This is a genomic window from Kaistia algarum, from assembly GCF_026343945.1.
In the GTDB taxonomy this organism is placed as follows: Bacteria; Pseudomonadota; Alphaproteobacteria; order Rhizobiales; family Kaistiaceae; genus Kaistia; species Kaistia algarum.
Genome location: NZ_JAPKNJ010000002.1, coordinates 667,973 through 682,053 on the forward strand (window position 1 = coordinate 667,973; position 14,081 = coordinate 682,053).

Below are 14,081 nucleotides of genomic sequence, written 5' to 3' on the forward strand. Positions count from 1 at the left end.
AGGTCCACTACCGCGCCGACTTCGCCTTGCGCCGCAGGGAAATTCCCGATTGCAGCTCTCCGAACTCGTCCGGGGCATCAACCGGCACCGGGAAGGCGAATTCACTGAGCAGAGCAGAAGGATCTTTCAGCGCCGTGACCACGTCCTGCCGCTTAATATAGGCAACGCCGCCCGAGACGATTTTCCCCTCCAACGCATAGGCGAAGGCCGTTCGGCCGTGCTCGTCGGGATCATGGGCCCAGCCATGGATCCATCGGAGGCCCGAGGGCGAGACATAGGCGCGCTCGGCATAGCAATAGGCGAGATGGTCGAGCGTCTTGCCGCGCGCGGAAACAGCGTCGCCGATCGCCTTTGACAGACGGATCGAAACCGTCTCGATATTGCGTAGGACGTGGGGATACCCCCCCGGCGCCGAGAGGGCCAGAAGGCCCGGCAGGCGCCAACTGACATCGAACAGAAGCTCATCGTCGCGTGTGCGCAACGATGCCTGCGCCGCATCGCGCGATCGCCCGGCGAGCCGCCCGAGCCATGCAAGCGCCGAGATCTGAAAGTCCAGATTGAACAGCACATCCTGATGGTGGATCTGGAACGGATGAAGCCTCTCACAGTGCTGCAGTCGTTGCCGGAGATCGCGAAGGACCGGCTCAATATCCAGAGTGTCCTGACGCTTTTTGGACAGGAACGGTAGCCGCTCGGTCCAGCTCGGCTTCTCGCCCATAGCCTCCCCGAGCACGTCGTCGCTGATCGCGGTGACGAGGCTCTCCACGGTCGGGTCGTCGTGACGCTGCGCACCGCCCGCGGCGGCAAGCGCCCTCAGCGAGGTCGTCCGCGCTCCAATCCGGTCGCCGCGAAAAGCCTGGACGGCGGCGAGACTGTTGAGCGCGCCGCAGAAATCCGGCTCCAGCGCGACGGCTCTCTCGACCAGCTGCGTCCTGTCGCCAAACTGAACCTTGTCGCCGAAAATCCCCAGATACCAGAGAATGTCACGAACGAGCATCCGTCTCATGAAAACCGGTAGGTCGCTGCGCTCCAGGTCGCACTCAATGGCGCTGCGCAATACGCTACCGGTCTCCTCGCGGCCGAACATCTCGTGCGTACCTCGCAGCGGCACTCCCGATACATTCGCCGCCAGGCGACTGAACGCGCTGGTCGTCGGGCCGAGAACATAGGTTCCATGCGACAGCATCCACATGTCGACCAGCGCACGCTGAACTGGCGCGAGGCCGTCATAATCTGCGATCAACTCCTGAGGGCGACGCACACGGTCATATTGCTGCCGGAGGAACGCCGCGTAGTCGAGATTATCCGAAAGGACGAGAACATGGTCCGCGCCGCCGGCTAGGAGCCGCTCAATGGCCCGCTCGACGAGGGCGCGCGGCGTGTACTTCTCCATCGGCAGGAACTGGCGCCAGTCGCCTTCGACAATATCGCCGGCCCGAACATGGATCGCCGCATATCGCCCAATCGGAAAGCCGGCAGCCATTGTCGTGAGCAGGTCGATAATGACGGGGTTCCAGCCGATCTGGCGGACCGCCTGCCCGAATCTCGCCGTGGCCGCCGCGTGATGCTCATCGCGGAAGCCGAGCGTCGCTGCATATTCCGAAACCTCGATGGCGGCTCGGCCACCCATCTTGGCGGCACGATCGCCCGCCTTGCGCAACTCGTCCTTCGCCCGGCCGATCGACCAATCGGTCGGATCCGTCAGCATCTCGCAGCCATTGAGCGCGGCCTCGTCAAGGCGGTGCGTGGCGAGGAACTCTGGCGAGAAAATGGCTTCGGCCGTGCCCGTACCGCTGTCGCCCGCAGGCCAGGCGAAACGAAAATCGGCGTCCAGCACCTGCGCCAGCGCATAGCCATTGATGACGGCGTTCAACCGTCCACCAAGGCCGTCCCAGCGCCGTGCGACGACGATCGGCCGCTGGGCCAGCGGACTAACGGACAGAGACAAGGCGGGCATGGTCGGTTGACATCCGGAACTCGGCGGCCCGGGGAAAACTGACGAACTCCGGTCTTGGATATCCCGAGGCAACTTTGCCCATGACGGGGACCGACGATCCAGAATTCGAAATTGAATGCACTTCGCCAGCCAGCCTGTCGGCCCAGCCGGCGGCTTCGTTGAAAAGAAACATGACTGTTCCCTTCGGCGCGTAGCATCCGCTCATTCGAATCGCCAAGTGACTTGCAATCTTCGCCGGTGACGAAGACACGAGATCCCACGGTCCCGAGACCGTTCAGGATCCATTCGAAAAAGCAGGATTAGATTCCGCGCCTTTAGACCCAATATCAACGACCGACCCTAGATCGACCGCCGGCTGCTACCTTGTGGCGAGGTTCGTGCCCCAACGAACCCCACACAAAAGCCCGGCTTTCAAGATAAAACCCGACTCTGCTAGTTAGAATAGCCGCTGACCCGGCAAACGACAATCCCGGCGGCGCCAGCACCGCATCATCGATCCGCTCAACGCTGTGAGATTGACTTGGTACACGAACGCCGCATCGTCGCCATTCGCGGTATCGACACGGTCGAGGAAAGGCCAACGTTGCAGAAAACATATCCCCTCAATTCGGCCCAACTCACCTCACCTTCCTATCGTGTGCCAGCCCTCGACCCGGACTTCCTACTGGGCGATTCCATGCGCGGTGTCCGGTTCCTGTTGGAATACGCCAAGGCCGAGGAAGTCCTGCGCCTTCACGCCATCCGCTCGACAGTCGTCGTCTTCGGCTCGGCCCGCAGCGACGAGGGCGCGCCCGGCCGGCGCGGCGCCTGGTATGACGAAGCGCGGAAAGTGGGCCGCATCGTCTCGGAACGTGGCGGGGCGACGGCGGATCATGGGGGCTTTCGGGACAATGTGATCGCCACGGGCGGCGGACCGGGCATCATGGCGGCGGCCAATCGAGGCGCGTTTGAGGCCGGCGCGCCATCCATCGGCTTCAACATAACGCTGCCGCATGAGCAGGCGCCCAATCCCTGGACGACGCCCGAACTGACCTTCCGCTTCCACTACTTCGCGATGCGCAAGATGCACCTCGCCATGCGGGCCAATGCGCTGATCGTGTTCCCAGGTGGCTTCGGCACATTCGACGAATTATTCGAGCTGCTGACGCTACGCCAGACCGGCAAATCGCCGCCGATCCCGGTCGTCCTGGTCGACAGGGACTATTGGACCCGAGCGATCGGCTTCGATGCCCTGGTCGAAGAAGGCATGATCGACCACCAGGATCTGTCGCTCTTTTCCTTCGCCGACGACGCGGAGGCGGTATGGAAAGAACTAGAAGCCGGCGGCGTTGGCCGCCATCGGGGGGAGCATGACGATCCGACCTCAGCCGTTCCGGCGATCGACTGAAGGCGGGGTAGCTCAGTAACCCGCCTGCCGACGATATTGTTCAGCCGTCGCCGCTGCCTGCGAAGCCGGCACCAGGACATAACCACGCTGCGACATGCAGGATTCCGACACCCGTAGCGCCGCATTTGTTGCCGTCGTCATTGGCGGAACTCCGCAAGCAGCGCTGTCCGCCGCGAACTGATCAGCGAGAGCCGGATTGGTGCGGCCACTCTGGCCATCGGTCCGTACCCAACGCAGCGGCTCCTCCTGCAAGTTGGGGCTACCGACTGGAGCCGAGACCTGCATGGGAGGAGCAGACTGGCAACCGGCAAGGGTCGCAAAGGCGAGTATGGCGAGGGCGCAGACGCGAGGATGGTTCATGAACGTACAATCTCAAAGAACAACCTTGGTTCCCGCCGACGTCAGATCCGACGAGTCGATGGAGCTAATCTAGCAACATTGACTCCATACAGCGACCGGCGAGGGTGCGATTGCCTGACCGACGTTGCCGCGAAGCCTCAGTCGGAGCGACCGGTCCGCTTGACCAGTAAGACTGCCGGGTCAGCCGCGGCCTCGTCAACGATATACCGAGGCTCCATACGGATAGCATCGCATCGACGTGCGCGCGGCGGTCAAGGGTCGTCGGGCTAAGCGCTCTCGCAGACGCGGTCCCCCGAACGTCCCTTACCGTCTCCTTCAATGATGTCCCGCAGCGCCCGACAGCTCCGACATGCCGGTGATCACATCCTCGACTGCCGAAACTGACGTCTTCTTCGGATCAATGTCGTCAGCGACGACCTTGCCGCGTCGCATGACGACGATGCGGTCCACCACCTGGAAAACATGGTGGATGTTGTGGGCGATGAAGATGCAGGAATGACCGGAATCGCGCGCATTGCGTACGAAACGGAGCACGCCCTGCGTCTCGGCGACGCCGAGGTTGTTGGTCGGCTCGTCGAGGATGATGAGATCGCTGTCGAAGTGCATGGCTCTCGCTATGGCCACGGCTTGGCGCTCGCCGCCCGATAGCGAGCCGATCGGCGTCGTCGGCGGAATGTTCTTTGAGATGCCGACCTGCTTCAACAGCGCGTCCGCCACCTTGTTCATCTCATCCTGATCCATGCGGTTCAGGAAGCGCGGGCCTTTGATCGGCTCACGGCCGAGGAAGAGGTTACGGGCGATCGACAGCTGCGTGACGAGCGCCGAGTCCTGGTAGATGGTCTCGATGCCGGCAGCAATGGCGTCGCTCGTCGAGCGGAAGGCGACCTTCTTGCCGCGGACATGGATATCGCCGCTGGTCAGCGGCACAGCGCCCGAAAGCACCTTGATGAGCGTCGACTTGCCGGCGCCGTTATCGCCGAGCAGGCCGACGATCTCGCTCTCGTTGACATGGAAATTCACACCTTCGAGCGCCTGGACCCGCCCGTAGGATTTGCGGATGTTCGTCATCCGGATCAAAGGTTCGGCCATTCTATCACGTCCCCGCCTGATGCCGGCGTTCCAGCCATGAATGCAGAGCCATCATCCCGAGGATGATCGCGCCGATGAAGATGTTGTAGGCGAGCCCCGGCACGCCGATGAGCACGATGCCATTGCGCATGATGCGCAGGATCAGGATGCCGATCACGGTTCCGATGATCGTGCCGCGTCCGCCGGTCAGCGCGGTGCCGCCGATGACGACCATGGCGATGACTTCGAGTTCATAGCCGGTGCCGCTGTTCGGATTGGCCGCCGATGTGCGGATCGACGAGATGATCCCGGCGAGCGCCGCCATGACCGAGGACAGCATGAACAGGCCGATCTTGACCCGGTCGACCGGAACGCCGCGGGCGCGCGCCGCACCCGGATTGCCGCCGGCCGCCTGGATCCAGTTGCCGGTGCGAGACTTGGTGAGCACGTAGCCGAGGATGAATGCCGCCGCGATAAACCAGAACAGCGAGGCGTAGATGCGGAAGGGGCCGACATAGAAGTCGCCGACGAGGATCTCCGCCAGCCAGCTGCCGCCGGCGCTCCAGGTGCGCTGCGGGAAGCCGTCAGTCACGAACAGGGCCGTGCCGCGCACGACGAGCAGCATGCCGAGCGTGACGAGGAAGGATGGAATCTTGAGCTGGGTCACGAACCAGCCATTGACCAGCCCGATGATCGCCGCGATCACCAGCGCCGTCACGAAGCCGGCCTCCAGCGGCATTATACCGGCGTTGAACAGCGTCCACATCAGCACCGGCGAGAAGCCGAACAGCGAGCCGACCGATAGGTCGAATTCACCCGACGTCATCAGCAGCGTCATGGCGAGCGCAATGAGCCCAAGTTCGACCGTGAAGGCGAGCGTGTTCGAGATGTTGAGCGGCGAGAGGAAGTCGTGATTGATCGACCAGAAAACGGCGACTTCGACGACCAGCAAAACGAGCGGTCCGAATTCGGGCTTGGCGATCAGGCGTTGAAGAAGGGATCGGTTTTCCACGATGAATCCGCACGATGTTGAAAGGACCGGCGCTCCTCGCATCCGCGCTTTCAGCGGATCGAGCGATCGGACGAAAAGGCGCGACGGCCAGAGCCGCCGCGCCGATCGATCTGCGGATTACTTCTGCTTGCCGGACAGGATGTCGTCATAGACCTGCGCGGTGTCCTTCTCGTACAGCGCGCCGGTGATGACGTTGAAGCCCGGAGGAATGCCGCTGGCGGCCATGTTGGCGAGCGACAGCGCTACATAGCTGGTCGCCTGCGGGTCCTGCCACTGACCGGCATTGACGTAGCCGGTCAGCACTTCCTGGGTGGTATCGAGCGAATTGCCCCAGCCGACGACCGGAATTTCGCCCGGCTTGACGCCGACCTGGTCGAAGACGCGCTTGATCGAGCCGGTCACCAGATCGCCAAGGCCGATGATCGCGGTGATCTTGCCCTTGTTGGTGGTGAGGTAGTCGACCATGCGGTTGATGGCCTCGGCCTGGTCAAGGGTCGCCTCGGTCACTTCATAGGTGATGCCGAGCGGCTCGAGCACGCTCTTGATGCCTTCTTCTTCCTGCACGCCATAGGTGGCGCCCGGGATCTCGACCGGCATCCAGACGTGATCGCCCTTCTTGATCAGGCCCTTATCGACGAGATACTGGGCCCAATGCTTGCCGAAGGTGACGTTGTCGCCACCGACATAGGCGTCGAAGCTGGCCTTCGGATCGGGGGTGTTGAAATTGATGATCGGGATCTTGGCGGCGTTGGCCTCCTTGGCGATCTCGATCAGGCTGCCCGGATCTGGGCTGGTCGTCACGATGCCGTCGGCCTTGGCAGCGATCGCGGCACGCACCGCCTCCTGCTGCGACGCGACGTCGCCATTATGGAACGACGTGTTCACCGTGTTGCCCGTGTCGGTCGCCCACTGCTTGGCACCGGCGAGGAAATAGGTCCACACCGGATCGGCGGGTCCGCCATGCGAAACCCAATAGAATGTCTTGGCTTCGGCGGCGAGCGGCATGGCGATCGCCAGCACGGCCGCGGACAAAGCGAGAGTCAGCTTCTTGAACACTTCCATTGCCTCCCAATGTATTCTTTTCGTTGCGCCGGCAAAGCTTCGCCGCGCACAGTACGGCCTCCTGCCATACTGCGAAGGGCGATGACCGGTCTCCTCCCGGACCCACCGCAATGCGGAGGGCACTGCGGCAGACTGACACAAGCGAAGGTCGCACTCAACGAGTGGATTCGTTGAGGGTCGTATAATTTCAATCGATTGAGATGGCGCGCCGCACTGGTCTTGTCGACGAGGCACGGGGGGCTGGGCGCCGGCTCGGCGATCAGAGCCTTGCGAGCAGCTCAGCCTTCTTTTGCGAGAATTCCGTCTCGCTCAGTATGCCCTTCTGGCGCAGCTCAGCGAGACGCTCGATCTTGGCGAAGATGTCATCGCTGCCAGGCGCTGGAGACGGCTGCAGCGTCTCTTCCACAGCAGGCTGCCAGGTCATGGACGGCGCGGCATCTGCGTTGCCTGCAGGCACGGCCTCAGCCGCGACCGCCGCCGACGGCTCGAGAGTCTGCGCCTCGGACGGCACGACCGGTAGGTCGGCGACGCGGACGACGCCATATTGGCTGGAGAAGGTCAGCGACTGGTCGCCGCTCTGCGCCTGCGAGAAACCGCCGATCGCATGCTCACCGGTATCATAGAGCGTGATGTGGCCACCCTTGCGGATGGCGAGGCGGCGACTGTCGGGGAAATAGGCATAGTGCAGGTCGTTCTGAGACCCGGCAGATCCCGGCTGGCCGAGCTCCGCCGGCCAGTTGCCGGCTGAGAAGCCGCCACCGGGCACGAACAGGCTGACGCCCTCGCGCCCGCTTAGTGAGCCATATTGCGGCGTCGACACGGGCTTCAGCAGAGTTTGCGCGCGCAGCAGCCCGGACAACTCGTTCGCGAGGCTGTCCACACGGTATTTGAGGGCGTTGTTGAACATGTCGCCGATCATGATCATGCCGCCCTGCGACCATTGCCCCATGCCGCCGAGCTCATAATGGTTGAACTGGGCCTGCATGCCGTTCCCGGCCGCCAACGCGCGAAGGAGCGTGACGACGGCGTCGGTGCTCAATTGATGGCGGGCCGACAATTCGTCGACGATGCGGCGGCCGTCCTCGGTGAGTTCCAGCATGGTCGTTCCTTCTCATGACGGCGTTGCGTATCACCATAGGGTGACGCGAAGACGGATGGAATCGCGATCGGCGACCCCAGCCCGGCCAGCGGTGGGATCAGCCGCGAAGCCCGCCCTCGTCCTTCCAGACCGAGAGGGGCTTGATATCCGGTGGCTCACCATTGGCGCGCACCCAACTGTCGACCACCCAGACGACGCCGCTCGACTTGTCGCGGATCGTCGCCGTGTGATGCGGGTATCGGCCGTCGACGAGAAAGCCGCGACGGTCGATCGATCCGACCTTGTGATGACGGAGCCAGCCCCGGCTCTGGATGAGATTCAGCAGCGTCGTCGTATTGGTCGCCTCGTCGACGCAGTCGATTTCGGATGGCGGCGTGAACAGCTGGTAGACGTCCTTGGCGCCGTCCTTCGATGTCCCGGTCTGCCGGCCAGCCAGGCGCTCGAACCATTGGTCGGCCCGGCCAATCGCGGCGCGCTCGGCGCTTGGACTGCCACTGCCGCTCGCCAGCATGCGGCGCAGAGTGGCCAGATCGCCGCCCGAAAGGCGCACCGGCGAGCGCATCGCGCAGCCATAGCCGTGACAATAGCGGATCACGGTCCCCGTCTCGGCGGCGACTGCAGAATACGGCAGCACCGAAAGGATCAGCGAGCCCGCGAGCATCATCACTGGCGCCAGTCGCCCACGTCGCGCTAGCTTCGTTTTCGGCATTGTCGCTCCTCCTGCAGGAAGCGTAGACGCCGGCACCGGCGCTGGCTAGCGGCGTCTGGAAACGTCGCCATCGCCTCACCACATCAGCGCCGCAGACCTTAATGGTGCGTTGCAACACGACTGCCTGCATTAATGCTGCTGTGCATCACACGCATCGCTGCCATGCGATTTTTCGGACTGCTCATTAAATGAGGTCGGGCCTATCTTCACATCATCAAGAGCAGTGAAGCACAGAAGAGCAACCGCTCTTCCCGCAAAATCGAAGTCGAAGGAAGATCATCATGGCCCTGAACCTCATGGCTAACTACAAGAACTGGCGCAAGTATCGCGAGACGTACAATGAGCTGAGCCGCCTGTCGGTTCGCGAACTGAACGATCTCGGCATCAACCGCGCCGACATCAACCAGATCGCCAAGCAGTCGGTCGGTTACTAAGACAATTCAAATTCGCCCAGGACGAACCTCCTCCCTCGTCCCGGCGATACGGCGGAAAGCGAACCTCCTCCCTCGCTGACCGCCACTCAAGAGAACGCCCGTCGACCTCCTCCCCGACGGGCGTTTTCTTTTTTGGGCTTTCGGTACACCGTTGCCGATGCGCCGCGCGCGCCATAATGTCCGCGCCATGATGAAACCGATCCATATCGTCGGCGGCGGTCTCGCCGGTTCCGAAGCCGCCTGGCAGATCGCCCGCCGTGGCGTTCCCGTTGTCCTGCACGAGATGCGGCCCGTTCGCGGCACCGACGCGCACAAGACGGACGGCCTCGCCGAACTCGTCTGCTCAAACTCATTCCGCTCCGACGATGCCGAGGCCAATGCTGTCGGCCTGCTGCATGCCGAGATGCGCATGGCGGATTCGCTCATCATGAAGATGGGCGATACGCATCAGGTGCCGGCGGGCGGCGCTCTCGCCGTCGACCGCGAAGGCTTCTCTCAGGCCGTCACCGCCGCGCTGGAAAGCCATCCTCTGGTAACGATCGACCGCGACGAAGTCGCCGGCCTTCCGCCCGAGGATTGGGACAATGTCATCGTCGCCACGGGGCCGCTGACGTCCGCTGCGCTCGCCGAGGCCATCCGCGGCGTCACGGGCGAGGATTCGCTCGCCTTCTTCGATGCGATCGCTCCGATCGTGCATTTCGATTCGATCGATCGATCCATCGCCTGGTTCCAGTCGCGCTATGACAAGCCGGGTCCGGGCGGCACGGGCGCCGACTATCTGAACTGCCCGATGACGGAAGACGAGTACAACGCCTTCGTCGACGCGCTGATCGCAGGCGACAAGACCGAGTTCAAGGAATGGGAAGCGAACACGCCCTATTTCGACGGCTGCCTGCCGATCGAGATCATGGCGGCGCGCGGCCGCGAGACACTGCGCTATGGCCCGATGAAGCCGGTCGGCCTCACCAATCCGAACAACCCGACAGTCAAGGCCTATGCAATCGTCCAGTTGCGCCAGGATAATGCGCTGGGCACGCTCTATAATATCGTCGGCTTCCAGACCAAGCTGAAATATGCCGCCCAGACGGCGGTCCTGCGCATGATTCCGGGGCTGCAGAACGCAGAATTCGCCCGGCTCGGCGGATTGCACCGCAATACCTTCCTGAACTCGCCCAAGCTGCTCGACCCGACGCTTCGCCTCAAGGCGATGCCGAGGCTGCGCTTTGCCGGGCAGATCACGGGTTGCGAGGGCTATGTCGAATCGGCGTCGATCGGTCTTCTCGCCGGCCGCTTCGCCGTCGCCGAGCGCCTCGGCGAAGCGCTGTCCCCGCCGCCGGCCACGACCGCCTTCGGCGCCCTGCTGGGACATATCACCGGCGGCCATCTTGTCGCCGAGGATGGGCCGACGCGGTCTTTCCAGCCGATGAACGTCAATTTTGGGCTGTTCCCGCCGGTGGATGTGCCGAAGGTACCGGGCCAGCGACTGCGCGGCGCCGAGAAGACGCTGGCGAAGAAGCGGGCGTTGACAGGGCGTGCCCGCGCCGACGCCGCGCAATGGCTCGCCGAGGCCGTTGCACAAGCTGCGGAATAAAGCCCGCGGCCCGACCCTCGTCCTGATGCTTTGTGAGCGCGAAGACGAAACGAGACGTTATTCGTCGCTCACACCAAAGAAGCCGTCATCGAACTGCAGAGACGATTCCCGAACTTGATTCGCTCCAGGCTTGTTTCACCGGCGACGGATACGTCTTGCGGATCAGCCTGTCATACGGTCGACTAATTCGTTCGGCACCCTTCATAGGTCTAACGATTCTCCGAAGCCTTCTCTCGATTCGTCGCCGTGCTGCGCCGTTTCTGCCGCGCGCGGTTGCCGAATGCTGCTGCATTGCCTAGATTGTGGATAACGGGTAGCCGCTGCGGCGCCCCCGTTGGAGGGTCGCATGAGCCCCACGAAACCGGTGATCCGATGAGCCGCATCTTCAAGCTGGTGCTCATCAAGCCTTCCCACTACGACGACGACGGCTACGTCATCCGCTGGTTTCGATCGATGATCCCATCGAACTCGCTCGCCAGCCTGTTCGGATTGGCCCTCGACTCGAACGCGCGCCGCGTGCTGGGCGAGAACGTCGAGATCGAGATCGTTGCGATCGACGAGACCAATACGCGCGTCGACGTTCCAGCGATCGTCGCGAGCTTTCGCAAGAACGGCAATTTCGGCCTGATCGGCCTTGTCGGCGTTCAATCGAACCAGTATCCACACTCGCTCGATCTAGCGAAGCCCTTCCGCGACGCCGGCATTCCGGTGGCGATGGGCGGTTTCCATGTTTCCGGCTGTCTCGCCATGCTGCCGGACCTGCATGTCGACCTGCAGCAGGCGCTCGATCTCGGCATCAGCCTGTTCGCCGGCGAAGCGGAAGATCGGCTCGACCAGGTGCTGATCGACGCCGCCAATGGCACGCTGAAGCCGCTCTACAATTACATGAACGACCTGCCGAGCATCGAGGGCACCCCGCCGCCGTTCCTGCCGGCGAGCTACGTGACCAAGACGCTCGGCGGCAACACCAGCTTCGATGCCGGCCGCGGCTGTCCGTTCCAATGCTCGTTCTGCACCATCATCAACGTGCAGGGGCGCAAGTCGCGCCGCCGATCGCCGGACGATGTGGAGAAGCTGATCCGCGAGAACCTTGCGCAGGGCATCCACAACTACTTCATCACAGACGATAATTTCGCCCGCAATCGCGACTGGGAGATCATCCTGGACCGCATCATCGAGATGCGCGAACGCGAGGGGCTGTGGATCGGCCTCATGGTGCAGGTCGACACGCTCTGCCACAAGATTCCGAACTTCATCGAGAAGTGCAAGCGCGCCGGGGTCAGCCGTGTCTTCATCGGGCTGGAGAACATCAATCCCGACAATCTGATGGGTGCCAAGAAGCGCCAGAACAAGATCACGGAATATCGCTCCATGCTGCTCGCCTGGAAGGGCCAGGGCATCATCACCTATGCCGGCTATATTCTCGGCTTCCCGGCCGATACGGCCGAGAGCATTCGCCGCGACATCCAGATCGTGCAGCGCGAATTGCCGCTCGATATCCTGGAGTTTTTCTTCCTCACTCCCCTGCCCGGTTCCGAGGACCACCAGGGCCTGTTCCGCAAGGGCGTGGCGATGGATGGCGATCTGAACAAATACGACCTTGAACACGCCGTCACAGCCCATCCGAAGATGAGCCAGACGGAGTGGGAGGACATCTACCGCGAGGCGTGGTCGCTGTTCTATACGCCAGAACACATGCTCACCGTGCTGAAGCGCGCGGCGGCGACGGGTGTGCGCACCAAGAGCATCGCCAAGCTGCTGATCTGGTTCTCAACGTCGGTTTCGATCGAAAACGTCCATCCGCTGCAGGGCGGCGTGATCCGGTTCCGCAACCGCTTCGACCGCCGACCGGGCATGGCGATCGAGCCGGCCTGGAAGTTTTATCCGCGCGAGGCGTGGAACCTCGTCGCCAAGACGTCGAAGCTGGTCTTCCTTCTCTGGAAGCTCGAGCGCCAGCGTCGCGCCATTGAGGCCGACCCGAAGCGCAAGGAATATATGGACGAGGCGCTGACGCCGGTCGCTGATGATGACACGGACAAGCTGGAAATGTTCAACCAGAACGAAGCGGCCAAGCACGCCGTCCAGCATGCGCACCGGATCGACGAGTTGACGCATCACGGCGCGGCGGCCAGCGCCTAAACCCTTCCGCGCCGCGCGGCACGCCAGAGCATCCATTGGCTGCGCCAGGGTGCCAGATCCACCGTTGTGGCAAGCGGCGCATAGTCAGGGCGTTCCATCCTTGCCAGCACCGGCTCGACCAGCGCTAGCGGCAGGAAGGCGGGCAACACGGCTGTTTCGGCGGATGCGAGCGCGGCGCGGGCACGGCCCAGATGGTCCTGGGCGATATCGCGCATCGTTTTCAGCAGCCGCAACAATTCCGGTGTGGTGCGGCCAGCGAAGATGTCTTCGCTCACGACTCCCTCGGCCTGCAGGAGATCGGCCGGGAGATAGAGCTGGCGGCGGCGGGCGTGGATCGGCAGTGCGCGCAGCAATCCGGTGATGGCGAGCGCCACGCCGGAATGACCGGCCGCGTCGGCCGTGCCGGGATCGCGACCTCCGGCGAGGATCATCGCGCCATACTGGACGAGTACCGAACTCGTCTCGCCGGCATAGCCCTCCAGATCGGCGAGGCTCGGCATCGGATCATTGTAGAGATCGAAGATTCGCGCCTCGATCAGCCGGTCCAGTGCGTCGGCCGGCAATCCGTTCAACGACAATGTCTCCAGGACCGCCGCGGCGACAGGATGGCCGGCAGCATCGCCCGTCGCCTGGCCGGTCAGGAGATCGCGCCACCATTGCAGGCGGATCTCCCCAGGCATCGGCTCGGAAACCAGTTCGCGCACGCGCGCGATTTCCAGATTGAAGGCATGAAGCGCGAACAGATGCCGCCGTGGCGCCTCTGGCGCGAACAGATCGGCGAGGAAACGCTCGCGGTCATGCTGGCGGACTTCGGCGGCACAATGGGCGAATACGTCCATGCCGGCCTCCGGTCAGGTGATCGCGATCAGGGCCGCGGCGACGGGCCGCCCTTCGGCGAGGAGGATGTTGTAGGTGCGGATTGCCGGCACGGTTCCCATCACCTCGAGCCCGATACCGGCCTCGCGCAACGCCGCTCGGAGCGCCGGGGGAAACGGCGCGATATCACGGCCCGTCCCGATGATCAGGACATCGATCGCCGATGCCTGATCCAGGATCGACGCCAGGGCCTCCGAGTCGATCTCGGCGGGCTGCTCCACCTGCCAGCCGTGAATGCCGCTCGGCAGGCAGAGCAACGAGCCGGAATGCGTCATTCCCTCAAAGCGGAAGCCGAAATCGCCATAAGCCTCGATCGGTACCTGCCGCGGCAGGTGCTGATCGCGAACGACGAGCGGCGGCGGCCGCTGGAACAGAGCCATCGCTGCG

General features: G+C 63.3%; 13 protein-coding genes. 4 read left to right on the forward strand and 9 right to left on the reverse strand.

Annotated elements, in window-relative coordinates; genetic code table 11:
• Window positions 1–7: 7 nt before the first annotated feature.
• Window positions 8–1,957, reverse strand: coding sequence for an O-fucosyltransferase family protein (locus OSH05_RS16375; RefSeq protein ID WP_104219135.1), 1,950 nt, complete (start codon window positions 1,955–1,957; stop codon window positions 8–10).
• A gap of 520 nt (window positions 1,958–2,477) precedes the next feature.
• Here OSH05_RS16375 and OSH05_RS16380 point away from each other — a divergent pair.
• Window positions 2,478–3,344: an LOG family protein gene (locus OSH05_RS16380; RefSeq protein ID WP_407660403.1), complete on the forward strand. Its 867-nt coding sequence runs from the start codon at window positions 2,478–2,480 to the stop codon at window positions 3,342–3,344.
• Between the two features lie 12 nt (window positions 3,345–3,356).
• Here OSH05_RS16380 and OSH05_RS16385 read toward each other — a convergent pair whose 3' ends face one another.
• From OSH05_RS16385 to OSH05_RS16410, 6 genes are all read right to left on the reverse strand, one after another.
• On the reverse strand, window positions 3,357–3,485 hold the full coding sequence (locus OSH05_RS16385) for a hypothetical protein (RefSeq protein WP_266352605.1): 129 nt from the start codon (window positions 3,483–3,485) through the stop codon (window positions 3,357–3,359).
• A 534-nt stretch (window positions 3,486–4,019) separates the two neighbouring features.
• Window positions 4,020–4,793 carry an ATP-binding cassette domain-containing protein gene (locus tag OSH05_RS16390; protein WP_104219136.1) on the reverse strand — a complete coding sequence of 258 codons (774 nt, stop codon included), beginning with the start codon at window positions 4,791–4,793 and terminating at the stop codon, window positions 4,020–4,022.
• A gap of 4 nt (window positions 4,794–4,797) precedes the next feature.
• Window positions 4,798–5,784 (reverse strand): ABC transporter permease, encoded by a 987-nt coding sequence (locus tag OSH05_RS16395; RefSeq protein ID WP_104219137.1) that lies wholly within the window; start codon window positions 5,782–5,784, stop codon window positions 4,798–4,800.
• A gap of 117 nt (window positions 5,785–5,901) precedes the next feature.
• Window positions 5,902–6,846 (reverse strand): substrate-binding domain-containing protein, encoded by a 945-nt coding sequence (locus OSH05_RS16400; protein ID WP_104219138.1) that lies wholly within the window; start codon window positions 6,844–6,846, stop codon window positions 5,902–5,904.
• 259 nt (window positions 6,847–7,105) lie between these two features.
• The gene (locus tag OSH05_RS16405; RefSeq protein ID WP_104219139.1) at window positions 7,106–7,945 is read right to left on the reverse strand and encodes an SHOCT domain-containing protein; all 840 of its coding nucleotides are present in this window, start codon (window positions 7,943–7,945) and stop codon (window positions 7,106–7,108) included.
• Between the two features lie 97 nt (window positions 7,946–8,042).
• A complete protein-coding gene (locus OSH05_RS16410) occupies window positions 8,043–8,654 on the reverse strand; it encodes a hypothetical protein (RefSeq protein ID WP_133163109.1) in 612 nt (203 codons plus the stop codon).
• Window positions 8,655–8,941: 287 nt separating this feature from the next.
• Between OSH05_RS16410 and OSH05_RS16415 the strand changes: the two genes are divergently transcribed.
• From OSH05_RS16415 to OSH05_RS16425, 3 genes are all read left to right on the forward strand, one after another.
• Window positions 8,942–9,088, forward strand: coding sequence for a DUF1127 domain-containing protein (locus OSH05_RS16415; RefSeq protein WP_104219305.1), 147 nt, complete (start codon window positions 8,942–8,944; stop codon window positions 9,086–9,088).
• A gap of 190 nt (window positions 9,089–9,278) precedes the next feature.
• Window positions 9,279–10,679: a methylenetetrahydrofolate--tRNA-(uracil(54)-C(5))-methyltransferase (FADH(2)-oxidizing) TrmFO gene (gene trmFO, locus OSH05_RS16420; protein WP_104219306.1), complete on the forward strand. Its 1,401-nt coding sequence runs from the start codon at window positions 9,279–9,281 to the stop codon at window positions 10,677–10,679.
• Window positions 10,680–11,051: 372 nt separating this feature from the next.
• Complete coding sequence (locus tag OSH05_RS16425) at window positions 11,052–12,818, forward strand: B12-binding domain-containing radical SAM protein (RefSeq protein ID WP_104219141.1); 1,767 nt, start codon at window positions 11,052–11,054, stop codon at window positions 12,816–12,818.
• Here the strand turns inward: OSH05_RS16425 and OSH05_RS16430 are convergent.
• Together OSH05_RS16430 and OSH05_RS16435 are read right to left on the reverse strand one after the other, a co-directional pair.
• Entirely contained in the window at window positions 12,815–13,657 is an 843-nt protein-coding gene (locus OSH05_RS16430; RefSeq protein ID WP_104219142.1) for a phytoene/squalene synthase family protein, read from the reverse strand. The genes OSH05_RS16425 and OSH05_RS16430 overlap by 4 nt on opposite strands.
• 12 nt (window positions 13,658–13,669) lie before the next feature.
• Entirely contained in the window at window positions 13,670–14,074 is a 405-nt protein-coding gene (locus OSH05_RS16435; RefSeq protein ID WP_104219143.1) for an Mth938-like domain-containing protein, read from the reverse strand.
• Window positions 14,075–14,081: the final 7 nt, after the last annotated feature.

What these genes read in the sequence shown, in the direction of transcription:
- OSH05_RS16375 (WP_104219135.1), bottom strand. Translation starts at nt 1,957, where the DNA reads ATGCCCGCCTTGTCTCTGTCCGTTAGTCCGCTGGCCCAGCGGCCGATC.
- OSH05_RS16385 (WP_266352605.1), bottom strand. Translation starts at nt 3,485, where the DNA reads ATGACGACGGCAACAAATGCGGCGCTACGGGTGTCGGAATCCTGCATG.
- OSH05_RS16390 (WP_104219136.1), bottom strand. Translation starts at nt 4,793, where the DNA reads ATGGCCGAACCTTTGATCCGGATGACGAACATCCGCAAATCCTACGGG.
- OSH05_RS16400 (WP_104219138.1), bottom strand. Translation starts at nt 6,846, where the DNA reads ATGGAAGTGTTCAAGAAGCTGACTCTCGCTTTGTCCGCGGCCGTGCTG.
- OSH05_RS16405 (WP_104219139.1), bottom strand. Translation starts at nt 7,945, where the DNA reads ATGCTGGAACTCACCGAGGACGGCCGCCGCATCGTCGACGAATTGTCG.
- OSH05_RS16410 (WP_133163109.1), bottom strand. Translation starts at nt 8,654, where the DNA reads ATGCCGAAAACGAAGCTAGCGCGACGTGGGCGACTGGCGCCAGTGATG.
- trmFO (WP_104219306.1), top strand. Translation starts at nt 9,279, where the DNA reads ATGAAACCGATCCATATCGTCGGCGGCGGTCTCGCCGGTTCCGAAGCC.
- OSH05_RS16425 (WP_104219141.1), top strand. Translation starts at nt 11,052, where the DNA reads ATGAGCCGCATCTTCAAGCTGGTGCTCATCAAGCCTTCCCACTACGAC.
- OSH05_RS16430 (WP_104219142.1), bottom strand. Translation starts at nt 13,657, where the DNA reads ATGGACGTATTCGCCCATTGTGCCGCCGAAGTCCGCCAGCATGACCGC.
- OSH05_RS16435 (WP_104219143.1), bottom strand. Translation starts at nt 14,074, where the DNA reads ATGGCTCTGTTCCAGCGGCCGCCGCCGCTCGTCGTTCGCGATCAGCAC.